A 23,842-nucleotide genomic window follows, 5' to 3' on the forward strand; every position below is an offset into this window, starting at 1 on the left:
TCAACTCCGGGGATCAAATGCGTCACGGCAGGCTTCACCGATAAACACCAGTAACGACAAAATCAGCGCCAGCACGCAGAACGCAGTCAGGCCCAGCCACGGGGCTTGCAGGTTGCGCTTGGCCTGACCGATCAATTCACCCAGCGAGGCGGTACCGGGCGGCATGCCGAAACCGAGAAAATCCAGGGCGGTGAGGGTGGCAATCGCGCCGGTCAAAATGAACGGGATATAGGTCAGGGTCGAGGTCATGGCGTTGGGCAGAATGTGCCGACGCATCAGCGCGCCATTGGTCAGCCCCAGCGCCCGTGCGGCTTTGACGTATTCCAGATTGCGCCCGCGCAAAAACTCGGCGCGCACCACGTCTACCAACGCCAGCCAACTGAACAGCGCCATGATGCCCAGCAGCCACCAAAAGCTCGGTGCCACAAAGCCCGACAAAATGATCAGCAAGTACAGCACCGGCAGCCCGGCCCAGACTTCTTGCAGACGCTGGCCGATGAGGTCCACCAGGCCGCCATAAAAACCCTGCAAGGCACCGGCGGTAATGCCGATCAAGGCGCTGACTGCGGTGAGGATCAAGGCAAACAGAATCGAAATTCGCGCGCCAAAAATCACCCGGGCCAGCACGTCACGGGCCTGTTCGTCAGTGCCCAGCCAGTTGGTTGCGCTCGGTGGGCTGGGCGCCGGTTCTTTGAGGTCGTAGTTGACCGTGTCGTAGCTGAACGGAATGGGCGCAAAAAGCATCCAGCCGCCCTGGACGGTGATCAACTTGCGCACGTAATCGCTGCTGTAGTCCGGCTCAAAGGGCAGCTCGCCGCCAAAGTCGGTTTCGCTGTAGTGCGACACAATCGGAAAGTACCAATGGTCTTTGTAGTGCACGGCCAGCGGTTTGTCGTTGGCGATCAATTCGCCGCCCAGGCACAGCACAAACAGGCCGACAAATAACCACAGCGACCACCAGCCACGGCGGTTGGCCTTGAAGTGGGCGAGGCGTCGACGGCCCAGAGGAGAGAGGGTAAACATCAGGCATTCCTCGCCGAGAAGTCGATACGGGGGTCGAGCAGGGTGTAGCAAATATCGCCGATCAGTTTGATCAGTAGCCCGAACAGGGTGAACAGAAACAGCGTGCCGAACACCACGGGATAGTCGCGTGACACCGCGGCTTCGTAGCTCATGCGGCCAATGCCGTCGAGGTTGAAGATGGTTTCAATCAGCAAGGATCCGGCGAAAAACACTTCGATCAATGCCTGGGGAATCCCGGCTACCACGAGCAACATGGCGTTGCGCAGCACGTGGCCGTAGAGCACGCGTTTTTCGGTCAGGCCTTTGGCCCGTGCAGTGACCACGTACTGGCGGCTGATTTCATTTAAAAAGCTGTTTTTGGTAAGGATGGTCAGGGTCGCAAAGCCGCCGATCACCAGCGCGCTCACCGGCAGCACCATGTGCCACAGGTAGTCGGCGATCTTGCCGAAAAAGCTCAGGCTGTCGAAGTTATCCGAGACCAGCCCTTGAATCGGAAACCAGCTCAGGTAACTGCCCCCGGCGAAGACCACGATCAGCAAAATGGCGAACAGGAACGCGGGCATGGCGTAGCCGACGATGATCGCGGTGCTGGTCCACATATCAAAGGCACTGCCGTTGTGAATGGCCTTGCGAATGCCCAGCGGGATCGACACCAGGTAGGTGATGAACGTGGCCCAGAACCCCAGCGAAATCGTCACCGGGAGCTTTTGCAAGATCAGGTCGGTGACCGTGGAGCCGCGAAAAAAACTGCTGCCGAAATCCAGTTGCGCGTAGTTCTTGAGCATCAGCCACAAGCGCTCGTGCATGGGTTTGTCGAAGCCGTAATGCTTGGTGATTTCTTCGATAAGTGCCGGGTCAAGGCCGCGGCTGCTACGGCTGGCGCCCGCGCTGTGGGCGGCCATTTCGCCGCCACCGCCGCCGACGGAGGCACCACTGAACCCCTGCAAACGGGCAATGGCCTGATCCACCGGGCCACCGGGAGCGGCCTGCACGATCAAAAAGTTGACCACCAGAATGCACAGCAGGGTGGGGATGATGAGCAATAAGCGACGACTGATGTAATGCCACATCTTAATGATTCTCTGCCGGAGTGTTGGAAGCAGGCGCGTTGACCTTGTTGAACTGCGCGTTGCTTTGCGCGGTTTTGCTGACCTCCCACCAGGTGTTCAAGCCCTCGTCGTACTTGGGCTCCAGTGCCGGGCGACCGAAGCGGTTCTGGTACACGGTCGGGGTGCCGATGGAGTAGTAGTTGGGGATCATGTAGTAACCCCACTGCAAGACCCGATCGAGGGCGCGGGCGTAATGCACCATTTCCTCGCGGCTGTTGGCTTGCACCAGCCCGTCGAGCAGGGTGTCGACGGCCGGGTCACGCAGCACAAAAGCGTTGGACGCGCCGGGCTGGGTGGCGCTGCTGGAGCCGTACATGTCGTACATTTCGCGGCCCGGCGAAACAATGGGCTGGCCGCTGCGCGGAAAGCCCACCACGATCATGTCGTAGTCACGGGCGTTGAGCCGGTTGATGTACTGCGCAGAGTCGATCTTGCGGATGTCCATGTTGATGCCGATCTGCGCCAGGGTGCGCTTGTACGGCATGATCATGCGGTCGAAGCCGCCCTGGCCGTCGAGAAAGGTGAAGCTCAGTTGCTCTCCCTTGGCGTTGACCAGTTTGTTGTCTTTGGGTGTCCAGCCGGCTTGTTTGAGCAATGCCAGGGCTTGCAGTTGTTTGTCGCGGATGTAGCCGCTGCCATCGGTTTTCGGCGCTTGATAGACCTGGGTAAACACCTCGTCGGGGATCTTGCCGCGCAGCGGTTCGAGAATTTCCAGCTCTCGGGCATCGGGCAGTTCGGTGGCGGCCATTTCACTCTTCGGGAAGTAGCTCTGCTGGCGCACATAGAAGTTGCGCATCATCTGCTTGTTGGTCCACTCAAAGTCCCACAGCAGGCTCAATGCCTGACGAACACGGCGGTCCTGAAAAAACGGGTTTTGCAGGTTGAAGGCAAAGCCTTGTGCAGCGCCCGGTTTGTCTTTGGCAAACACCCCGCGTTGCAGGCGCCCGTCGGTCAGCGCCGGGCTGTCGTAGCCAATGCTGAAACCGGTGGCGGAGAACTCGCGGTTATAGTCAAACGCTCCAGCCTTGAGCAGTTGCCGGGCGATGTCGGTGTCGCTGTAAAAGTTCACTGTCAGGCGGTCGAAGTTGTACATGCCCTTGCTCACCGGCAAATCTTTGGCCCACCAGTTTTTGTTGCGTTCAAAGATAATGCTGCGGCCGGGGTCGACGTGCGACACCGAATACGGGCCGCTGCCCAGCGGTGGTTCGAAGCCGCCGCCAGTGGCGAAGTCGCGGGTCTTCCACCAGTGTTCGGGCATGATCCGCAGGCTGGCTAGGTCGAGGGCCAGGGTGCGGTTCTGGTTGTTCTTGAAGTCGAAGCGGATTTGCAACGGGCCTTCGACGACCACGTCTTTGACCTCGCCATAGACCATGCGGTAGCCCAGGCTGCCCTTGGTCATCAGGGTGTTGTAGGTGAAGGCGACGTCTTGCGCGGTGATGGGGCTGTCATCGGCAAAGCGGGCCTTGGGGTTCAGGTAAAAGCGCACCCAGAGGCCGTCCGGGTCGCGTTCCATCTTTTGCGCGATCAGGCCATAGACGGTGTAAGGCTCGTCCAGAGAACGGAACGCCAGGGGCGCGTACAACCAGTCATCCACCTGTGCAACGCCGGTGCCTTGGTCGATGTAAGGGACGATGTAATTGAACTGGCCGATTTCCATCGAGGCCCGGCTCAGCGAGCCGCCTTTGGGCGCGTCGGGATTGACGTAATCGAAGTGCTGGAAGTTGTCCGGGTATTTGGCTGCTTCGCCGTACACCGTCAGTGCCTGGCTGGGCGCGGCGCTCACACTCAGGCACAGGCACGACAGCGCAGGCACCAGCAGTGAACGAAGCAGGGGCAGGAAGAGTGAAGACATGATGGGGTTTCCTTGTACCGCGTGTGGAGCCCTGCAGGAGCGAGTCTCGCGATCTTTATTGAAGGTCAAAAGATCGCGAGGCAAGCCTGCTCCAACAGGGTGTTATCACTTAGAAGTGGTAAGTCGCACGGGCGAAGAAGGTACGGCCCATTGGGTCACCGTAACGAGGGTCGTAACCGCTCTGGAAGTTGTAAGCCTGGTTGGAGAACGGCGGGTTGCGGTCAAACATGTTTTTGACGCCTACATCCAGATCCACGGTTTTGTTGAAGGTGTAGCCACCCGAGATGTCCCACAGGGCGTAAGACGCTACGCGTGAGTGAGTGTCGGTGTCGTAGTCGTTGTAACCGCTGGTGAAGCGGTTAACCAGCGAGGCGCGGTATGGGCCCAGGTTCCAGGTACCGCTCAACACGTGTTTCCAGCGGGCGATCACGCCAGTGCCTTCAAACGCACCGACGTTGTCGGTGTAGTTGCCGCCAATGGTGGTCTGGTAGTCATAGCGCGACACGTAGGTGCCTTGCAGACCCAGGCCGAACTGGCCATACGGGGTGTTCGGGAACTTGTAGTCGAGGCTGACATCGACACCGCTGGTTTTCACTGCGCCCAGGTTGGCAAGGCCGGTCTGAACGTAGTTGAGCGAACCGTCGGCGTTGCGGATGTAGCGATCGGCGTAGGTGTTCGGATCGTCAAAGACGGTAGATTCCGGGAACTCGGCGATCTGGTTGGCGATGTGGATCCACCAGAAGTCCAGGCCCATCGACAGGTTGCGCACTGGCTGGTAGACAAAGCCCAGGGTCAGGTTGCGCGCCTTCTCGGGGGACAGGTCGGTGTTGCCGCCGGTGCGGTTATGGAACTGCTGGCCGCAGTCACGTGCCGCGTTGCCGCCAGGTTGCACCACGCCGCCGGTACACAGTTTAGGGTCGTTGTAGTAGCCCTGGGTGTAAGTGGTGTATTGCGGGTTGTACAACTCATACAGCGACGGCGCCCGGAAACCTTCGCTGTACGCGCCACGCACCACCAGTTCTTTGATCGGCTGGTAGCGGAACGAGTATTTCGGGTTGGTGGTGCTGCCAAAGTCGCTGTATTTGTCGTGACGCACGGCAGCCGACAGTTCGAGGCTGTCCAGTACCGGCACGTTCAACTCGGTGTACACCGCTTTGACGTTGCGATCGCCCTTGACGCTGCCGTCCGGGTCGACGCCCAGGCTGGAGATATCCGCCGCGTATTGCTCGTAGCTCTGATGGAAGTTCTCCTGACGGAACTCGCCACCGATGGCCAGACCCGAAGGGCCGGCACCGAACCAGTCGCCGATTTCACGGCTCATGCGTCCGTCCAGCCCGGTCACCCGGCCGACCGACGAGGAGTACTGGCCGTGGTACTGGTTGGCGTCAATCAACGCCTGGCCAGCCGCGGTTTGCGGGCCGAACGGGTTGATGATGCCGTCGGCGATGCCATTGATCATGGCCGCGTCGCTGACATAACCGCCGGTCACGCTGGAGATCACTTTGTTTTCGTTGTACGAGGCGCCGGCGTTGTAGTCCCAGCCCTGCACGGTGCCGTCAAAGCTCAGGACCAGACGCTGGCTGGTGTTCTGGTCGCGGGACTGGCGAGCACCGGCGGCGGTTTCACGCCAGTTAAAGTCGATCGGTTGGGTCGGATCGAAGTTGGGGTTGGTGGAGGCCGGGGTAATGCCTTTGCCAGGGTAGAACGGTGACGACGGGTCCATCGTCATGCCGGTCAGTGGTGCAGGGCCGACTTGGGTGGAGTTGTTGTTGCGGGCAAAGAAGTATTCGAGGTTGACGTTGTCATCATCGGTGAGCTTGCCGGTGGCCTTGCCGAAGAACGAGGTTTTTTCGGTGGCGGGCAGCAGGTCGATGTAGTTGCGGGTGTCGAAGCGGCACACGCCCTGGCGCGAGACCAGGTCAGGGCCATTACAGTTGCCCGAGGACAGCGGGTTGGAGCTGACGCCGTTCTGGCTGTAGTTGGCCGGATAGGACGTGCCGGAGGTCTGGTCCAGGCCACGGCCCGGCGCATAGGTGGTGGCAAAGGTACGATCTTTGGCGCGCAGATCGTCCTGTTTGTTGTAGCCGAACACGCCCATGACGTTGAAGCGGTCTTTGTCGAGGTCGCCATAGCCCCAGCTGGCGCTGAGGTCTTTGGAGCCGCCGCCGCCACCGCTGGCGTCAGCGCCTTCCCCGCCCAGCGAGAGGGTGCCGTCGGTCAACGATTTTTTGGTGATGAAGTTTATGACCCCGCCGATGGCGTCAGTGCCGTACAAGGCGGATGCGCCGTCGCGCAGCACCTCGACACGGTCAATGGCGGCAAACGGAATGGTGTTCAGGTCGACGGCTGAGCCATCGATGGCGTTGTTGCCCAAGCGGCGGCCGTTGAGCAGCACCAGGGTTTTGTTGGCACCGATACCGCGCATGTCGGCAAAGCTCGAACCGCCTGTAGCGGCGCCCACCGAACTGGCCGGGTTACGAATCGACTGGTTGCCCGAGACGCGCTGAAGGATCTGCTCTGTGGTGGTCACGCCTTCGTTGCGCAGTTGATCGGCGCGCAGAATGGTGATGGGCACGGCGGTTTCTGCGTCAACCCGGCGGATCGCCGAGCCGGTCACTTCAACACGATCCAGCTGCGTGGTAGGAGCGGGGGCCGCCGTTGCATCGGCGCTCACGGCGGCGCTGCTGACGGCACTGCCTGCGTCGTCGGACACGGTGGCTTCTGCTGCCTGCAACTGGCCTGCGCTCATCCCCAGAGCAACCAGATACAGCGGCACAAAACGATGCCGCTGCAAGCTTGCAACGAGCGGTTTGAGGGTGAAACCTGAACTCTTCATCTGCATGGTTATTTCCGACTTTTTCAGACGATTATTGGAATGGCCTTGTGAGCCCTCATGACTCCAGTTGGGTTGTGTCGACCCGTGGCAAAACACTTTTTTCAAGCAAGCCGCTCCCCAGCGCGGACTGACAGCGTTCGCGCGCGGCATGGTTACAGCGGGGTTAGTGCGTAGTTTTTACGTTAATCAACATCAAAAGCCCCTCACCCTGGCCCTCTCCCGGAGGCGGCTTCAAGACCACCACCCATCAGCTCCCTCTCCCTTTGGGAGAGGGTTGGGGCGAGGGTTAAGGGCGCGCCCAATCCTGAGATCACCGAGCCGTCATCACCGAAATCTTGGTGATGCCCGAGCGCTCAATCGAGGCCATGGCCTTGGCCACTTGCCCGTAATTGACGCCTTCGTCAGCCTGGAGCTGAACCCGTACTTCCGGGTCTTGGGCCTTGACGTCCTGCAGGCTTTTTTCCAGCAGCTCGGGGGCCACTTCGTTCTTGGCCAGGAAGAACTTGCCGTCCTGATCCACGCTGACCACCACCGGGTCTTTCTTTTTCTCGGTGGCCACGGCGTCGGTCTTGGGCAGGTTGATCTTGATGGCGTTGGTCATCATCGGCGTGGTCACAATGAACACCACCAGCAGTACCAGCATCACGTCCACCAGCGGGGTGACGTTCATTTCACTGAGCACTTCATCGCTGTCTTGAGTTGAGAAAGACATCAGCTTGCCTCCCGCACGGCGGTGCGCTTGGTGGAAATGGCCTGGCGGTCGATGGCGAAAGCGCTGCGCTGGGCGAGGGCGTCGAAGTCGTGGGCAAAGTCATCCATGGTGGCCGAGGCCATTTTCAGGCGACGCAGGAAGAAGTTGTAAATCAGCACCGCAGGCACGGCCACGGCAATCCCCACGCCGGTGGCAATCAGGGCGTGGCCGATGGGGCCAGCAACGGTTTCCAGGCTGGCGGAACCGCTGGCGCCGATGCTTTGCAAGGCTTCCATGATCCCCCAGACGGTCCCGAACAGGCCGATGAAGGGCGCGGTGCTGCCGATACTGGCGAGAATCGCCTGGCCGCTTTCCAGGGCGCGGCGTTCTTTCTGGATTTGCTGGCGCAGGTTGCGCTCCAGGCGATCGGCGCGGTTGATGGTATTGGCCAGTTGCTGGGTGGTGCGTGGCGTGTCGTCGACAATCATGGCTTCAAAGCCGCTGTTGGCGATGCGGGCCAGGGCGCCGGGGTACTGGCTGGCATGTTCGGCGGCGGTGAGCAGATCAGGGGCGGCCCAGAAAGCTTTGGTGAACTGGTTGTTCTGGGCTTTCTGACGCAGGTATTGCGATGACTTGATGAGCAGCAAGGCCCAACTCACCACCGAAAAAAGCACCAAGGCCCAAAGTACCCCAGGGACAATCATGGAAGACAGAGACTCGTTCATGGCTATACCTCGCACTGCGGTTAAATAACGCGCTAATTAATAAGTGTCGGAACCCGGCGGGGTTATTCCGGCAATTTGAAAGCAATGGTCTGGGTGGCGAACCCTTCTATGGGCGTGTCCCCGCGTTTGGCCGGGACAAACTTCCAGTTACGTACAGCGGCGACGGCGGCGTCATCCAGCGCTTGTTTGCCGCTGGACTTGATGACCTCCACCGAGCCTGCGCGGCCGTTAGGCAGCACCTTGATCCGCAGCCCTACCGAGCCTTCCCAGTTACGCCGCAAGGCGATGGAGGGGTATTCCGGTGGCGGGTTGCCGAGGCTGGCCAGCCCCGAAATGGCCGCTGTCTCCTTGGCCGGGCCTGGCGCTGCGGCCGGGGCGGCGGGTGCAGCAGGCGCCGCGGGTGCTGGTGGCGCTACCGGAGCCGGTGGCGCAGGCTTGACCGGTTGCGGCTTTTGCACCGGCTTGGGTTTGACCACCGGCTTGGGTTTTTCGATGGGCTTGGGCTTCTCCACGGGTTTGGGCGGTGGCTTGAGCGCATCTTCATCTTCTGGCGGCGCCACGGGCTCCGGCGGTGGCGGTGGTGGAGGCGGCTCTTCGACCGGCGGGGCCGGTGGCGCAGGGCTGCTCAGTTCCACGGTCATTTCCGGGATTTCAGGTGGCGTAATCACCGGCTCGGCCTTGGCGCGCTGGAAAAACCACCAGGCGCTGCCATGCAGCAACACAACCACACCCACCAACAATAAAATGCGCGGCTTGCTCAGCCCGCCCGGCTGTGAGGTGTTGGGCACATGGGGGATATGTGTCCACTGTTGAACATGCTCAGCTGCCAATAGCGGGGCTGGCCGTTCTTTATGTTTTACCTCGTCACTCATTAAGAGTCCCTCGACAAAATGAAGGGCAATAAGGCTCCGTTCGCCCTTGCGTGCAGGGACGAGAACTAGTCGTTCAACGGTTGTTTCAATGGCGCACTGACAGGTGAATGTTTGCCTGTCAAAAGGCCTTAATCACTGCGCGAATAAAGGGTCATGTTGAGCTCCTGTTGGTTAAGTCAACGGATCCGGATTTTTTGTAAGAATTCGTTAAATTATGTATTGCAACGGCTATGCCAACAGTCAAAAAAAAGCCGCTTTGTCGGGTGGATATTTAAGCGCCAAGAGGCAGTTTTGTGCCTTAAGCCACGTTAATAAGTGCTGAACTTAATTAACGCGGCTTAATAGCGGTTTTGAACTTGAGTTATAAACGTTGATAATCAATTTCTTTGTCTGACAATCTGACGAAAGTTAGGGGTTGTCAAAAAAAGTGCACCAAAGTAAGAGTGCGTGCCTATAAACAGTGCGGCCTTATAAGGTCAGGGTTAAACGTTCTACCAGCGCGCCCGGCAGTACATGACTGTTCAGGCTGCGCCGCTCATAAGTCCCCGAATCGATGCACAGCGTTTGCTCGCGGGTCAGGGCCAGCAAGTTGCTGCCGAGCAGGTTGTACAGGCTGTCATCGAACCGCATGGTTTCGATGGGTGCGACGATGCGCCCGTTCTCCACCCAAAAGGTAGCAAAGCGGGTCATGCCGGTCAGGCTGGCAGAGCCCACATCCGAATAGTTCAGGTACCACAAGTTACTGATGTACAAGCCGGTTCCCAGTTCGCGCAGCACGTCGCTACTGGCCAGTTCGCCGGGCGCCATGACCAGCGAGTGGGGCATTTCCCTGCGGTCGGCACCATTGGCTTGCATGCCGTATTCAGCGGCCGAGCGTGAGCTGACCAGTTGCCCGACCAGCTTTCCGGCCTGGATCAGGTCGATGTCCTGACGTGCTGTGCCGTCCGGGCCGAAGCCGGGCTCAAAGCCGGTGGACGGTTGTTCGCGCAGGCTGACCAAGGGTGATAACTGCTGTTTACCGAGTTGCAACTGCTGCAATGCGCTCTGGCGGTTGGCAAAGGCCTTGGCTGAAAATGCGTCATAACTGAGCAAACCCAGCACTTCCTCCAGTGCCGCAGGGGCCAGATAAGCGCGGTACTGCCCCGGTTTGAGGCTGATGCGCGGTGTGCTCAGGTGCTTGAGTTGCTCACGGGCCTGAACAAACACGTCACTTAACGCTTGAGCATCCCACGTGGCTGAACCGTATGTGCTTTTAACTGCTTCACCACTGGCATCAAACAGGCTCCAGTCGAACAGCGCGTTGGCACATTGATGCCAACCGTAAGCCCCCCAGCTATTGGCGAAGCCGCGATACAGCGTGCCACCGGCATAAATGCCGACCATGTCCAGGCCCTGGCTCAAGTCGCAGATCGTGTCGATAACCTGTTGCAGCTCGGGAACCTGCCCCGGCACTTGTCGTTCTGTGCTCCATTCTTGCGTGTCGAGTAATAAATACGGGTCGGCAGGCAACACATCGAGCAGTTCGCGAAGCTCGGTCAGGGTGTGCCCGAGAGTGACGGCATCCTGTGCAAAATCGCCGCTCAAGTTAAGTTGCGCGCTGCTGTGGCGTTCGCCGCGGATCAGCCGCAAGGTCAATTCAAGTTGTAGCACCGGGTAAGCCTGGCGCACTTTGCCGTGGTTGAAACGCACGAACTGGCTGTCTTCAGCTTCAAACCACAGGGTGAACTGTTCATCGGTGTGCAACTGGCCCTTGAGCCAGTGTTCCAGCGTCTTGAACGCGCTGGCGAATTGGCAATTGCTCATCAGGCCTGGCCTCCGAATACATCTATTTGACTAAACACACAGGCCGGAGAAGCGTGGCCCACGGTGACAACCTGATTGGGTTCGCCTTTGCCGCAATTGGGTGTGCCCATGATCTGGTGGGTCGAGGCGTCGCCCACGGCGCTCAAGTTGCGCCAGAACTGCGATGAAATGCCCCGATAATTCGGGTTTTTAACCACGGCCCCCAGCTCGCCGTTTTCGATCAACTGGCCCCATTCGCAGCCGAACTGGAACTTGTTGCGCGCATCATCGATCGACCACGAGCGATTGCTGGCCATCAGGATGCCGTGCTCAATGCCGCCAATCAGTTGCTCCATCGACTGGTCGCCGGGTTCGATATTGAGGTTAGCCATGCGGTCAATCGGTGCCCGGTTCCAGCTGCAGGCGCGGCTGTTGGCGACGCCCGGCAAGTCGCTGCGGGCCTGGGACAGTGCGCCGCCCATGGGCCGCTGCAAAATCCCCTGGCTGATCAGCAAGTGTTTTTCGGCCTGCAAGCCTTCGTCGTCGTGGCTGTAGCTCACCAGTTCGCCGGGCACGCCGGGGTCGAAGCTGACATTCAGCAGGTCAGAGCCGTAACGGTAATGGCCAAACATGTCGGGCGTGACGAAGCTGGTGCCGGCGTAGTTGCGCTCATCACCGAGGATGCGGTCCAGTTCCAGCGGGTGGCCGATGGATTCATGGATCTGCAGGATCATTTGATCCGGCATCAGCAGCACGTCCCGCGGGCCTTGCGGTGTGTTCGGGGCCAGTAGCAGTTGCAGGGCCTCGTCAGCGACGCGACGGGCCTGCTCGCTCAGTGCCGATTGAGTGACCACATTAGCGCCGCCTTGCTGGGCAAGGCTGTAGGTGCGGCGCTGGCTTTGCTGGCCGTCAAAAGCATTGACGCCCACCTCGGGGTACAGCTGCTGCTGGTTGCGCAGAATGTCATTGCCCTGGTTATCCAGATACAGCTGTTGTTCTTGCACCACACGCAAACGAGCGGACCAGTGCACCAGTCGCGGGTCGCCGGGGACGCTCTGCGAGGTTTCCATTAACAAGGCCAGCCAGTCGGCGGTGTCCGGCAGCGGCAGGTCCAGATCGGGTGAGCGGTAATGCGCCTGTACATCCCGTGTTTGTGGGGCAGGGTAGTGCAGCAAGCTGCGCCCCAGCAGTGATTTGGCCGTGTTTTGGGCGCGCTCAAGTGCCTGTTGCAACCCCGGCGCGCTGATATCGCTGGTGGCTGCAAAGGCCTGTTGGCCGTCAATGTGTACGCAGACCATAACCCCGCAACTATGACGCCGTGCGGGCGGTTCAATAACATTGCGCGACACGCCCAATGTGTGCGCTTGTTGTTCAACCAGGCGCAATGAAATAAAGCCGGGCATATCGGCACATGTTTGCATGAATCGTCTGAGTGACGATTGTGCGTGACTCATGATGAGTGTCCTTTCAAGTGCAAAGCACTGCGTGTTAATGGCGAGGGCTTTGGGTTAATAAGTTAATAAAAGGCGGCCTTAAAAGTGCCTTGGAAGTTATGTAACTAATATTTCATCTTCACGGGCATCTTTTTCACTTAACAAACCGTCGGATTGGTGTTGCCACAGCCGGTAATAGAGGCCTTTAAGTTCCAGTAAGTGTGAGTGACTGCCGTCTTCAACAATCAGGCCTTTATCCAGCACCACGATCCGATCCAGATGCGCAATGGTCGACAGCCGGTGCGCAACAACCAGTACGGTTTTGTCCGCCATGATGTCGTCCAGGCTGCTTTGAATCAGGCTTTCGGTTTCGGAGTCGAGGCTGGCGGTGGCTTCGTCGAGTACCAGGATCGGCGCGTTCTTGAGCAAGGCGCGGGCAATGGCGATGCGCTGGCGCTGACCGCCCGACAACTTGACCCCGCGCTCACCGATCAAGGCGTCATAGCCGTCTTGCATGTGCAGGATGAAGTCATGGGCGTGGGCACGTTTGGCCGCCAGCACAATGGCCGATTCGTCTGCATCAACGTCGCCATAACCGATGTTTTCCCGCAGGGAGCGGTGAAACAGGCCCGGCTCTTGCGGGATCAAGCCGATGTGGCTGTGCAGCGATTGCTGGGTCATGCCCTGAATATCAACGCCGTCGACTTCGACCTGACCTTTTTGCGGGTCGTAGGCGCGCAGCAACAGGTTGAGCAACGTCGATTTGCCCGAACCCGAAAGGCCGACAATCCCGACGCGCTGGCCAGCTGCAATGTTCAGGTTGAAGTGTTTGAAGATCGGCTTGTCCGGGCTGTAGCCGAAATTCACGTTACGAAACCGGATAGCGCCTTTTTCGATGCGTGCGGGCAGGGCATCGGTGCGGTCCGGCATTTCGTGGGGCTTGAGCAGGATGTCGATGCTGTTCTGGATGTTGCCGATAAACTCGAAAAAGTGCATGAACTGCATGCTTAGAAAGCTGCACTGGGCCACGATCATCAAACCCAGCGTGGCCACCATCACCAATTGGCCGACGTCGATCTTGCCCAGGTGCCACAGATACAGAGCAACGGCCACCAGGCCAACGCGCAACACAATCGACAAGCTGTCTTGCAGCAGGCGGATTTTCTCCTGGTAGAAAAACGAGCGCTGCGCCGCTTCTTTTTCTTGGGTCTGGTAGCGGTTCAGGTAGTCGAGTTCAAAGTCCTGGCGGGCAAACAGGCGGATGCTGGCCAGATTGCTGACCGCGTCGACAATTTTGCCGGTGGTCACGCTGCGTGCCTTGGCATGATCTGCGGCCAGTACTTGCGCCTTGCGTGACAGTACAAACGCCAGCAACGTATAGGCCAGCACCCACACCAGCAGGCCTAGCCCCAGCCAGGGTGAGGCCAATGTCAGCAACACCAGGCTGGTGACCAGTACCACCAGAATGGGGAGCATTTCGACGACCAGTGCCCAAGTGATCTCCAGCAGGCCAATGCTGCCTTCGCCGATGCGGTGGGCCAGGCTGCCGGCAAAATGCTCACCGAAATAGCGGGCCGAATGGCGCTGCAAATAGGCGAACAGGTCACGCACGATGCGTATTTTTTGCTGCGGCCGGACCATGATCATGCACAGCGTGGCGCCTCGGGCGCAGAGCATTTGCGCCACGGCCAGGCCAAACAGCAGGCCCAGCGCGGGCAAGCTGGCCTGCCACAGGTCGGCGTGGTCCCACAGGCCGTCACTTACAGCGCCGGTGATGCGGCCGATGGCATAGGGCATGAGGGTGGCGGTCATTGCTGCGCCGATTTGCAGCGCCGCGATTGCCCAATACCAGCGCGGGTACAGGCGCACGTAATGCCACACATAGGCCCAAGGCCGTTTGGGAGGAACGGTAATAGCGTCAAATTCAGACATGTCTGACCTTTTTTCAAAGCAAAGCGGTCCGCGTTGGCTGCTCGCGAAGAGACGGCCAATGAGGGGGCGTGCAGGTGAAAAGCGTCTATCAGGTGATAGCGCAGCTCAGGCTATGTATCGATGCCGGGCGGGGTACACGAAGCGAACGCGCAGGCGTAAAGGCGGGGGAGTATTTGCAGCGAGTGCACATCAGACATCGTTGTTATTCCTTATGTACAGCTGATCAATGGCATGACTTTTGGTCTGCCGTTGCACTGAATGTGGACAGTTTTTACGTCCGCGGTCGCAATTGGTGCGGGTTACGCACCCCGGAAGCTGTGTTTTCAACCGGTGAATTGCCAACGCCCAATGACAAGGAAAATCTGTGCCAGTTTTGGTAAAACTTTGTAAAAAATTAACGCTTCCTTGTAGGAGGGGCCGCCCCGTCCTCGACGCCGCGCTGTCGCGCAGCAAACAGGCCGCCGAGTATCTTCAGCATCCCCCAATCGGTTCCCTCTCCTTCGGGAGAGGGCTAGGGTGAGGGGGCTCTTGACTTGAGTACATATACGTTGCTGCGGCAACGGCCACTTAGGGTTCCGGCCTTACGCCGCGTCACTTTGCAAAAGCGGCAAAGTAACCAAAACGCTTTTGCCCCTACCCCTCGGTGCCTCGCTTTGGCTCGGCATGCCCTCACCACAGGCCTTGCTCCGTAGGCCCGCCGCGATCGGCCATCCATGGCCGTGTCGCGGCTAACCCGGCGTCCTGCCGGGTTACCCACTGCGCAAAACCTGCGTTCGGCCAGCGTGGTTTAATGGGGCCTTTTAGATCAAGATCAAAAGCAAGATCTAGATCAAAAGATCGCGAGGCAAGCTCGCTCCTACAGGGTGGTGGGTCAGGGGGTTACGCTGCTCGCCTGTAACAGCTCGCGGGTGTACGGGTGTTGCGGGTTGCCGAACAGGCTTTGCGCGTTGCCTTGCTCCACCACTTTGCCGTCCTTGATCACGATCATGTCGTGGGCCAGTGCATGCACCACCGCCAGGTCGTGGCTGATAAACAGGTAGGTCAGGCCGTGTTTGGCCTGTAAGTCACGCAGCAAGTCCACCACTTGTTTTTGCACGGTGCGGTCCAGCGCCGAGGTCGGTTCGTCGAGCAGGATCAACTCCGGTTCCATGATCAACGCCCGGGCGATGGAGATGCGCTGGCGTTGACCGCCCGAAAATTCATGCGGGTAGCGGTGGCGGCTTTCCGGGTCGAGCCCGACCTCTTGCAGTACGCGGATCACCGCGGCTTCACGTTCCTGCACGGTGCCGATGTTGTGGGCCAGCAAACCCTCGCTGATGATCTGCTGCACCGACATGCGCGGGCTCAAGCTTCCAAACGGGTCTTGAAATACCACCTGCATATGGCGCCTTAACGGCCGCAGTTGGTCTTGGTTGAGGGCACCGAGTTGCTGGCCGTCGAGTCGGATAGACCCTTGCGATTCCACCAGCCGCAGCACCGCCTGGCCGAGGGTGGATTTGCCTGAGCCCGACTCACCAACAATGCCCAGGGTGCGGCCTTTTTTCAGCTCAAAACTGACCCCGTCCACGGCCTTGACGTAATGCCGCTCGCGGCTGAATAACGACTTGGGTAAAGGGAACCAGACCTTGAGGTTGTCGACCTGGAGCAGGTTGCCTGGATCGTCAGCAGGCACCGGGCTGCCGCTGGGCTCGGCCTCGATCAGCATGCGGCTGTAGGGGTGTTGCGGGGCTTTGAACAAATCCTCGCAGGTGGCCTGCTCGACAATTTCACCGCCGCGCATCACGCACACCCGCTGGGCGATTTTGCGCACCAGATTGAGGTCGTGACTGATCAGCAGCAACGACATGCCCAGACGCTGTTGCAGGTCGATCAACAGCTCGAGGATTTTTTGCTGCACGGTGACGTCCAGCGCGGTGGTCGGTTCATCAGCGATCAGCAACTCTGGCTCATTGGCCAGCGCCATGGCGATCATCACCCGCTGGCGTTGGCCGCCAGACAACTGATGGGGGTAGGCATTGAGGCGATGTTTCGGGTCGCGAATCCCCACCAGTTCCAGCAGTTCAAGGGTTCTGGCCCGTGCTTCGCGTTTTTTCAGGCCCTTGTGGGTGATCAATACTTCGCTGACTTGTTTTTCGACGGTGTGCAGCGGGTTGAGCGAGGTCATCGGCTCCTGGAAAATCATCGCGATGCGGTTGCCGCGCAGGCTGCGCAGTTGCGCAGGGCTGGCGCTTACCAGGTCGATGCCGTTGTAGCGGATGCTGCCTTGGGTTTCGACGTTTTTACCCGGCAACAGGCGCAGGATCGAGTGCGCCGTCACCGACTTGCCCGAGCCCGACTCGCCCACCAGTGCCAGGCACTCGCCACGGCGGATATCCAGGTTGACCCCGTGCACCACTTCACGCCCGGCAAAGCCAACGCGCAGGTCACGTATTTCGATCAGTGTGTCGCTCATCTCAACTCCTTGGATCAAACGCGTCACGGCAGGCTTCGCCGATAAACACCAGTAGCGACAAAATCAGTGCCAGCACACAAAACGCGGTCAGGCCCAGCCATGGGGCTTGCAGATTGCGCTTGGCCTGGCCGATCAGTTCACCCAGCGAGGCGGTGCCGGGCGGCATGCCAAAGCCGAGAAAGTCCAGAGCGGTGAGGGTGGCAATTGCGCCGGTCAAAATAAACGGGATGTAGGTCAGGGTCGAAGTCATGGCGTTAGGCAGAATGTGCCGGCGCATCAGCGCACCATTGGTCAAGCCCAAGGCCCGGGCGGCTTTGACGTATTCGAGGTTGCGCCCGCGCAGGAACTCGGCGCGCACTACGTCAACCAACGCCAGCCAGCTGAACAGCGCCATGATGCCCAGCAACCACCAAAAGCTCGGGGCGATAAAACCCGAGAGGATGATCAGCAGATACAGCACTGGCAGCCCGGCCCAGACCTCTTGCAGGCGCTGGCCGATCAAGTCCACCAGGCCGCCGTAAAAGCCCTGCAGGGCGCCCGCCGTGATGCCCACCAGCGCACTGATGGCGGTGAGGATCAAGGCAAACAGGATCGAAATCCGCGCGCCAAAGATCACCCGCGCCAGCACGTCGCGGGCCTGCTCATCGGTGCCCAGCCAGTTGCTGCTGCTGGGCGGGCTTGGGGAGGGCACCTTGAGGTCGTAGTTGACCGTGTCGGAACTGAACGGGATGGGCGCAAAGAGCATCCAGCCGCCTTGCCCGGTGATGAGTGTCTGCACGTATTCGCTGCGGTAGTCCGGTTCGAAAGGCAGTTCGCCGCCGAAGTCGGTTTCAAGGTGGCTGGAGACAATCGGGAAATACCACTGGTCTTTGAAGTGAATGGCCAAGGGTTTGTCGTTGGCGATCAATTCGCCGCACAGGCAGACCACAAACAGGCCGATAAACAGCCACAGCGACCACCAGCCCCGGCGATTGGCCTTGAAGTGGGCGAAGCGCCGACGGCTCAGGGGAGAGAGGGTAAACATCAGGCATTCCTCGCCGAGAAGTCGATACGGGGGTCGAGCAGGGTGTAGCAAATGTCACCGATCAACTTGATCAACAGCCCGAACAGGGTGAACAGAAACAGCGTGCCAAACACCACCGGGTAATCGCGGGATATCGCCGCCTCGTAGCTCATGCGGCCGATGCCATCGAGGTTGAAGATGGTTTCGATCAGCAAGGAACCGGCAAAGAACACTTCGATCAGCGCCTGCGGCACGCCGGCCACCACCAGCAACATGGCGTTGCGTAACACATGGCCGTAGAGCACGCGTTTTTCGGTCAGGCCTTTGGCCCGCGCAGTGACCACGTACTGGCGACTGATTTCATTCAAGAAGCTGTTTTTGGTGAGGATGGTCAGGGTGGCAAAACCGCCGATCACCAGCGCGCTTACCGGCAAGACCATGTGCCACAGGTAGTCGGCGATCTTGCCGAAAAAGCTCAGGCTGTCGAAGTCGTCCGAGACCATGCCCTGGATCGGAAACCAGCTCACATAACTGCCGCCCGCGAACACCACGATCAGCAAAATGGCAAACAGAAACGCGGGCATGGCGTAGCCAATGATGATCGCGGTGCTGGTCCACACATCAAACGTGCTGCCGTTGTGAATGGCCTTGCGAATCCCCAGCGGGATCGAGATCAGGTAGGTGATGAGGGTGGCCCATAAGCCTAGCGAGATCGACACCGGGAGCTTTTGCAAGATCAGGTCAGTGACCTTGGCCCCCCGGAAAAAGCTGTTGCCGAAATCCAGTTGCGCGTAGTTCTTGAGCATCAGCCACAAGCGCTCGTGCATGGGTTTGTCGAAGCCGTAATGTTTGGTGATTTCCTCGATCAGGGCCGGATCCAGGCCCCGGCTGCTGCGGCTGGCACCCGAACCCCCGGCGGCTATTTCACCACCGCCACCGCCTACTCCGGCGCCGCTGAAGCCTTGCAAACGGGCAATGGCTTGTTCAACCGGACCGCCGGGTGCGGCCTGCACAATCAGAAAATTCACCACCAGAATGCACAGCAAGGTGGGGATGATGAGCAACAAACGTCGACTGATGTAATGCAGCATCTCAATGCTCCTTCAACTGCGCGTTGGTTTGCGCGGTTTTGCTGACTTCCCACCAGGTGTCCAGGCCTTCATCGAACTTGGGTTCGATGGCCGGACGGCCGAAGCGGTTCTGGTACACGGTCGGGGTGCCGATGGAGTAGTAGTTGGGAATCATGTAGTAGCCCCATTGCAGCACGCGATCGAGGGCGCGGGCGTAATGCACCATCTCCTCGCGACTGTTGGCTTGCACCAGCCCGTCGAGCAGGGTGTCGACCGCCGGGTCGCGCAGCACAAATGAGTTGGACGAGCCAACCTGGGTGGCGCTGCCTGAGCCGAACATGTCGTACATCTCGCGGCCCGGCGAGACGATGGGTTGGCCGCTGCGCGGGAACGCCACCACGATCATGTCGTAGTCGCGCGCATTGAGGCGGTTGATGTACTGCGCGGAATCGACCTTGCGAATCTCCATGTTGATACCGATCTGCGCCAGGGTGCGTTTGTACGGCATGACCATGCGGTCAAAACCGCCCTGACCATCGAGGAAGGTGAACGTGAACGGTTGCCCTTGAGCATTCACCAGTTGGTTGTTCTTGGGCGTCCAGCCTGCCTCCTTGAGCAGCGCCAATGCTTGCAGCTGTTTGTCGCGGATGTAGCCGCTGCCGTCGGTTTTCGGCGCCTGATAGACCTGCGTGAAGACTTCATCGGGGATCTTGCCGCGCAGCGGTTCAAGAATTTCCAGCTCGCGGGCGTCGGGCAGGGCGGTGGCGGCCATGTCGCTTTTCGGGAAGTAGCTCTGCAGGCGCACATAGAAGTTGCGCATCATTTGTTTGTTGGTCCACTCAAAGTCCCACAACAGGCTCAACGCCTGGCGCACCCGGCGATCCTGGAACGCCGGGTTTTGCAGATTGAAGGCAAAGCCTTGGGGCGCGCCCGGTTTATCCTTGGCAAACACGCCTCGTTGCAAGCGTCCGTCGCTCAGCGCCGGGCTGTCGTAGCCGATGCTGAAGCCGGTGGCCGAGAATTCGCGGTTGTAATCAAACGCACCGGCTTTGAGCAGTTGCCGAGCGATGTCGGTGTCACTGTAGAAATTCACCGTCAGGCGGTCGAAGTTGTACAAGCCCTTGCTCATGGGCAAATCCTTGGCCCACCAGTCGGGGTTGCGTTGAAAACTGATGCTGCGGCCCGGGTCGACGTTGGACACGGTGTACGGGCCGCTGCCCAGGGGCGGTTCGAAGCCGCCGCCATTGGCGAAGTCGCGGGTTTTCCACCAGTGCTCGGGGAGAACATGCAGGCTGGCCAGGTCCAGAGCCAGAGTGCGGTTCTGGTTGCTTTTAAAGTCGAAGCGAATTTGCCTCGGGCCTTCGATGACCACGTCTTTGACCTCGCCGTAGAGCATGCGATAGCTCAGGCTGCCTTGGGTCATGAGGGTGTTGTAGGTAAAGGCGACGTCTTGCGCGGTGATGGGTGTGCCGTCGCTAAAACGAGCTTTAGGGTTGAGGTAAAAACGCACCCAAAGGCCGTCAGGGTCGCGCTCCATCTGTTGCGCTATCAAGCCGTAGACCGTGTAGGGCTCGTCCAGTGAGCGAAAGGCCAGGGGCTCATAGACCCACTGATCAACCTGCACGACGCCGGTGCCCTGGTCGACGTAGGGCACGATGTGGTTGAACTGGCCGATTTCCATTGCGGCCCGGCTCAGTGAGCCGCCTTTGGGCGCGTTGGGGTTAACAAATTCAAAATGCTTGAAGTCGGCGGGGTATTTGGCCGCCTCGCCATAGACCGTCATGGCCGGGCCGGGCGCAGCACTGACAGCCAGGCACACGCACGACAACGCGGGCACCAGCAGCGAGCGGAGCAGGGGCATGAAAAATGAAGGCATGATGGGGTTTCCTTGTGCCGCGTGTGGAGCCTGCTGGAACGAGCCTCGCGATCGTTTTTAACGATCAAAAGATCGCGAGGCAAGTTCGCTCTAACAGGGGGCTATCACTTAGAAGTGGTAAGTCGCACGGGCGAAGAAGGTACGGCCCAGTGGGTCGGTGTAGCGTGGATCGTAACCGCTCTGGAAGTTATAGGCTTGGTTGGTGAACGGCGGGTCGCGGTCAAACAGGTTTTTCACGCCCACGTCCAGATCGACGGTTTTGTCGAAGGTGTACCCAGCCGAAATATCCCATAAGGTGTACGACGCCACACGGCTGTGGGTGCTTGGGTCGAAGTCGTTGTAGGCGCTGGTGAAGCGGTTGACCAGCGAGCCACGGTAAGGCCCCAGGTTCCAGGTGCCGCTCAACACGTGTTTCCAGCGCGCGACTACGCCGACACCCTGGAAGTCACCCACGTTGTCGGTGTAGTTGCCGCCAATGGTGGTCTGGTAGTCGTAGCGAGTGACGTAGGTCCCTTGCAGGCCCAGGCCAAATTGACCGTAAGGCGTGTTGGGGAATTTGTAGTCGGCGCTGACATCGACACCGCTGGTTTTAACCGCACCCAAGTTGGCGTTGCCGGTTTGCACGTAGTTGATCGAGCCATCGGGGTTACGGATGTAACGGTCGGCATAGGCGTTTGGATCGTCAAATACTGTCGATTCCGGGAACTCGGCAATCTGGTTGGCGATGTGAATCCACCAGAAATCCAGGCCCACCGACAGGTCACGAACCGGTTGATAGACGAAGCCCAGGGTCAGGTTGCGCGCGGTTTCTGGCGACAGGTTGGTGTTGCCGCCAGTGCGACGGTGAAACTGTTGACCGCAATCGCGGCCCGCATCGCCGCCCGGTTGCACGGTGCCGTTGGTGCACAGTTTAGGGTCGTTATAGAAGCCCTGGGTGTAGGTCAGGTATTCGGGGTTGTACAGCTCATACAGCGAGGGCGCGCGGAAGCCTTCGCTGTACGCGCCGCGTACCACCAGCTCTTTGATCGGCTGGTAGCGGAACGAGTATTTCGGGTTGGTGGTGCTGCCAAAGTCGCTGTATTTGTCGTGACGCACGGCGGCCGACAGTTCCAGGGTGTCCAGCACCGGTACGTTCAGTTCGGTGTACACCGCCTTCACGTTACGGTCTGCCGAGACGCGGGCGTTAGGGTCGACGCCGAGGCTGGCCAGATCGTCTGCAAACGCTGCGTAGCTCTGCTGGTAAGCCTCGTGACGGTACTCGCCACCGATGGCCAGCCCGGCCGGGCCTGCGCCGAACCAGTCGCCGACTTCGCGGCTGGCACGGCCATCGATACCCGACACGCGCCCTACCGAAGAGATGTACTGACCACGGTACTGGCTGGCGTCGATCAGGCGCTGGCCGGCTGCGCTTTGCGGGCCGAACGGGTTGATGATGCCATTGGCGATCCCGTCGAGCATGGCTGAGTCGCTGACAAACCCGCCCGTGAGGCTTTCGGTGACCTGGTTCTGGTTGTACGACGCGCCGAGGTTGTAGTCCCAGCCCTTGGCCACGCCGTCAAAGCTCAGCACCACGCGCTGGCTGGTGTTCTGGTCTTTGGTTGAGCGCCCGCCCGCAGCGGTTTCGCGCCAGTTAAGGCCCACCGGTTGGCTGGGGTCAAAAGACGCGCTGGTGGAGCCGGGCGTGATGCCATTGCCCGGGAAGTACGGCGACGTCGGGTCCAGGGTGACGCCGACCAGGTTCGCCGGGGCAATGTTCACCGAGTTGTTGTTGCGCGCCCAGAAGTACTCCAGGTTGACGTTGTCGTCATCGGTGATCTTGCCGGTGGCGCGGCCGAAGAAGGAGGTCTTCTCGGTTTCAGGCAACAGGTCCAGGTAAGTGCGCGTGTTGTAGCGGCACACACCCTGGCGCGCGACCAGGTTAGGGCCGTCGCAGTTGCTGGCGGACAGCGGGTTGGTGGTCACGCCATTCTGGCTGTAGTTGGCCGGGTAGGAGACGCCGGAGGTCTGGTCCAGGCCGCGGCCGGGGACGTAACTTTTCGAGAACGAACGATCTGTGGCTTTCAAGCTGTCCTGCTTGTTGTAGCCGATCACGCCAAACACGTTGAAGCGGTCTTGCTCCAGGTCGCCGTAACCCCAGCTGGCGTTCAGGTCGTGACTGTTGCCGCCACCGCTGTGGCCGGGGGCTTCGCCGCCGAGGGTGAGGGTGCCGTCAGTCAGGGACTTTTTGGTGATGAAGTTGATCACCCCGCCGATGGCGTCGGTGCCGTACAACGCCGATGCGCCGTCGCGCAGAATCTCTACGCGGTCAATGGCCGCGAAGGGAATGGTGTTGATGTCGACGGCCGAGCCATCGATGGCGTTGTTGCCCAGGCGGCGGCCGTTGAGCAGCACCAGGGTTTTATTGGAGCCGATGCCGCGCATGTCGGCAAAGCTGGCGCCGCCCGATGAGGAACCCACGGAACTGGCCGCGTTGATCGTCGACTGGTTGCCGGTGACCCGCTGCAGGATTTGCGCCGTAGTGGTGACCCCTTCATTGCGCAGTTGTTCGATGTTGAGAATGGTAATGGGCACTGCCGTTTCGGCGTCTACCCGGCGAATGGCCGACCCTGTGACCTCGACGCGTTGCAGTTGTGTGGTGGGTGCAGCTGAATCATCTGTCGCAGGTGTTTCTGCCGCCTGAAGCTGGCCAGCGCTCATCCCCAGAGCGACCAGGTACAACGGCACCCAACGATGCCGTTGCAGGCTTGCAACCAATGGCTTTACGTTAAAACCAGAACGCTTACTCTGCATGGTTCCATCCGACTTTTTTAGATGTTTATTGGAATGGCCTTGTGGGCCCTCATGACTCCGGTTGGGTTGTGTCGACCCTGGCAAATCACTTTTTTCAAGCAAGCCGCTCCCCCAGTGCGGACAAACAGCGTCCGCACGCGGCCTTGGTAGTGCATGGTTACAACGGGATCTATTAACTAAGGCATGACAGCTCAATGTTAAGTTTTGTTAACTTTGATAAAGCAACCGGTGTGCCAATACGTTTAATTGATGTGAGTCATGTGAACTTTTTTATATTTTTTATATAAATAAGCAGCGCGGGGTATGCAGAAGGTTTTGAGCGGGGTTTTAAACAGGAACGGGTAGCGTGTGCATTGTCTGACAATCAGGCGGGCCGTGGCTTTGCTGTTAAAAATG

15 protein-coding genes are annotated in these 23,842 nt (G+C 59.5%); all 15 read right to left on the bottom strand.

The features are described from left to right. Nucleotides 1-1,023 (bottom strand): ABC transporter permease, encoded by a 1,023-nt coding sequence (locus ACJJU9_RS10310; RefSeq protein ID WP_407730640.1) that lies wholly within the window; start codon nt 1,021-1,023, stop codon nt 1-3. Then, entirely contained in the window at nt 1,023-2,093 is a 1,071-nt protein-coding gene (locus ACJJU9_RS10315) for a microcin C ABC transporter permease YejB (RefSeq protein ID WP_048369962.1), read from the bottom strand. The genes ACJJU9_RS10310 and ACJJU9_RS10315 overlap by 1 nt, the downstream gene beginning before the upstream one ends. A gap of 1 nt (nt 2,094) precedes the next feature. Further along, nucleotides 2,095-3,984: an extracellular solute-binding protein gene (locus tag ACJJU9_RS10320; RefSeq protein ID WP_407730641.1), complete on the bottom strand. Its 1,890-nt coding sequence runs from the start codon at nt 3,982-3,984 to the stop codon at nt 2,095-2,097. Between the two features lie 109 nt (nt 3,985-4,093). After that, entirely contained in the window at nt 4,094-6,826 is a 2,733-nt protein-coding gene (locus tag ACJJU9_RS10325) for a TonB-dependent receptor (protein ID WP_407730642.1), read from the bottom strand. 304 nt (nt 6,827-7,130) lie between these two features. Next, the gene (locus ACJJU9_RS10330) at nt 7,131-7,532 is read right to left on the bottom strand and encodes a biopolymer transporter ExbD (protein WP_048369966.1); all 402 of its coding nucleotides are present in this window, start codon (nt 7,530-7,532) and stop codon (nt 7,131-7,133) included. After that, nucleotides 7,532-8,236, bottom strand: coding sequence for a MotA/TolQ/ExbB proton channel family protein (locus ACJJU9_RS10335; protein ID WP_153374372.1), 705 nt, complete (start codon nt 8,234-8,236; stop codon nt 7,532-7,534). Before ACJJU9_RS10335 ends, ACJJU9_RS10330 begins: the two co-directional genes overlap by 1 nt. Nucleotides 8,237-8,298: 62 nt before the next feature. Further along, nucleotides 8,299-9,108 (bottom strand): energy transducer TonB, encoded by an 810-nt coding sequence (locus ACJJU9_RS10340; RefSeq protein ID WP_407730643.1) that lies wholly within the window; start codon nt 9,106-9,108, stop codon nt 8,299-8,301. A gap of 468 nt (nt 9,109-9,576) precedes the next feature. After that, complete coding sequence (locus ACJJU9_RS10345; RefSeq protein WP_407730644.1) at nt 9,577-10,911, bottom strand: TldD/PmbA family protein; 1,335 nt, start codon at nt 10,909-10,911, stop codon at nt 9,577-9,579. Next, entirely contained in the window at nt 10,911-12,344 is a 1,434-nt protein-coding gene (locus tag ACJJU9_RS10350; RefSeq protein WP_407730645.1) for a TldD/PmbA family protein, read from the bottom strand. The genes ACJJU9_RS10345 and ACJJU9_RS10350 overlap by 1 nt, the downstream gene beginning before the upstream one ends. A gap of 96 nt (nt 12,345-12,440) precedes the next feature. Beyond that, entirely contained in the window at nt 12,441-14,255 is a 1,815-nt protein-coding gene (locus tag ACJJU9_RS10355; protein WP_407730646.1) for an ABC transporter ATP-binding protein, read from the bottom strand. An 871-nt stretch (nt 14,256-15,126) separates the two neighbouring features. Beyond that, entirely contained in the window at nt 15,127-16,707 is a 1,581-nt protein-coding gene (locus ACJJU9_RS10360) for an ABC transporter ATP-binding protein (RefSeq protein WP_407730647.1), read from the bottom strand. Nucleotide 16,708: 1 nt separating this feature from the next. Next, complete coding sequence (locus ACJJU9_RS10365; protein WP_048369974.1) at nt 16,709-17,731, bottom strand: ABC transporter permease; 1,023 nt, start codon at nt 17,729-17,731, stop codon at nt 16,709-16,711. Continuing rightward, entirely contained in the window at nt 17,731-18,801 is a 1,071-nt protein-coding gene (locus ACJJU9_RS10370) for a microcin C ABC transporter permease YejB (RefSeq protein WP_407730648.1), read from the bottom strand. Before ACJJU9_RS10370 ends, ACJJU9_RS10365 begins: the two co-directional genes overlap by 1 nt. 1 nt (nt 18,802) lies before the next feature. Continuing rightward, a complete protein-coding gene (locus tag ACJJU9_RS10375; RefSeq protein WP_407730649.1) occupies nt 18,803-20,656 on the bottom strand; it encodes an extracellular solute-binding protein in 1,854 nt (617 codons plus the stop codon). A gap of 108 nt (nt 20,657-20,764) precedes the next feature. Further along, nucleotides 20,765-23,446 (bottom strand): TonB-dependent receptor, encoded by a 2,682-nt coding sequence (locus tag ACJJU9_RS10380; protein ID WP_153391643.1) that lies wholly within the window; start codon nt 23,444-23,446, stop codon nt 20,765-20,767. Nucleotides 23,447-23,842 lie beyond the last annotated feature (396 nt).

It is taken from the genome of Pseudomonas helleri, assembly GCF_045830615.1.
GTDB lineage: Bacteria > Pseudomonadota > Gammaproteobacteria > Pseudomonadales > Pseudomonadaceae > Aquipseudomonas > Aquipseudomonas helleri.

Bases quoted from the DNA above. Each gene is read 5' to 3' on its own strand.
- ACJJU9_RS10310 (WP_407730640.1), bottom strand. From the start codon at position 1,023: ATGTTTACCCTCTCTCCTCTGGGCCGTCGACGCCTCGCCCACTTCAAG.
- ACJJU9_RS10315 (WP_048369962.1), bottom strand. From the start codon at position 2,093: ATGTGGCATTACATCAGTCGTCGCTTATTGCTCATCATCCCCACCCTG.
- ACJJU9_RS10320 (WP_407730641.1), bottom strand. From the start codon at position 3,984: ATGTCTTCACTCTTCCTGCCCCTGCTTCGTTCACTGCTGGTGCCTGCG.
- ACJJU9_RS10325 (WP_407730642.1), bottom strand. From the start codon at position 6,826: ATGCAGATGAAGAGTTCAGGTTTCACCCTCAAACCGCTCGTTGCAAGC.
- ACJJU9_RS10330 (WP_048369966.1), bottom strand. From the start codon at position 7,532: ATGTCTTTCTCAACTCAAGACAGCGATGAAGTGCTCAGTGAAATGAAC.
- ACJJU9_RS10335 (WP_153374372.1), bottom strand. From the start codon at position 8,236: ATGAACGAGTCTCTGTCTTCCATGATTGTCCCTGGGGTACTTTGGGCC.
- ACJJU9_RS10340 (WP_407730643.1), bottom strand. From the start codon at position 9,108: ATGAGTGACGAGGTAAAACATAAAGAACGGCCAGCCCCGCTATTGGCA.
- ACJJU9_RS10345 (WP_407730644.1), bottom strand. From the start codon at position 10,911: ATGAGCAATTGCCAATTCGCCAGCGCGTTCAAGACGCTGGAACACTGG.
- ACJJU9_RS10350 (WP_407730645.1), bottom strand. From the start codon at position 12,344: ATGAGTCACGCACAATCGTCACTCAGACGATTCATGCAAACATGTGCC.
- ACJJU9_RS10355 (WP_407730646.1), bottom strand. From the start codon at position 14,255: ATGTCTGAATTTGACGCTATTACCGTTCCTCCCAAACGGCCTTGGGCC.
- ACJJU9_RS10360 (WP_407730647.1), bottom strand. From the start codon at position 16,707: ATGAGCGACACACTGATCGAAATACGTGACCTGCGCGTTGGCTTTGCC.
- ACJJU9_RS10365 (WP_048369974.1), bottom strand. From the start codon at position 17,731: ATGTTTACCCTCTCTCCCCTGAGCCGTCGGCGCTTCGCCCACTTCAAG.
- ACJJU9_RS10370 (WP_407730648.1), bottom strand. From the start codon at position 18,801: ATGCTGCATTACATCAGTCGACGTTTGTTGCTCATCATCCCCACCTTG.
- ACJJU9_RS10375 (WP_407730649.1), bottom strand. From the start codon at position 20,656: ATGCCTTCATTTTTCATGCCCCTGCTCCGCTCGCTGCTGGTGCCCGCG.
- ACJJU9_RS10380 (WP_153391643.1), bottom strand. From the start codon at position 23,446: ATGCAGAGTAAGCGTTCTGGTTTTAACGTAAAGCCATTGGTTGCAAGC.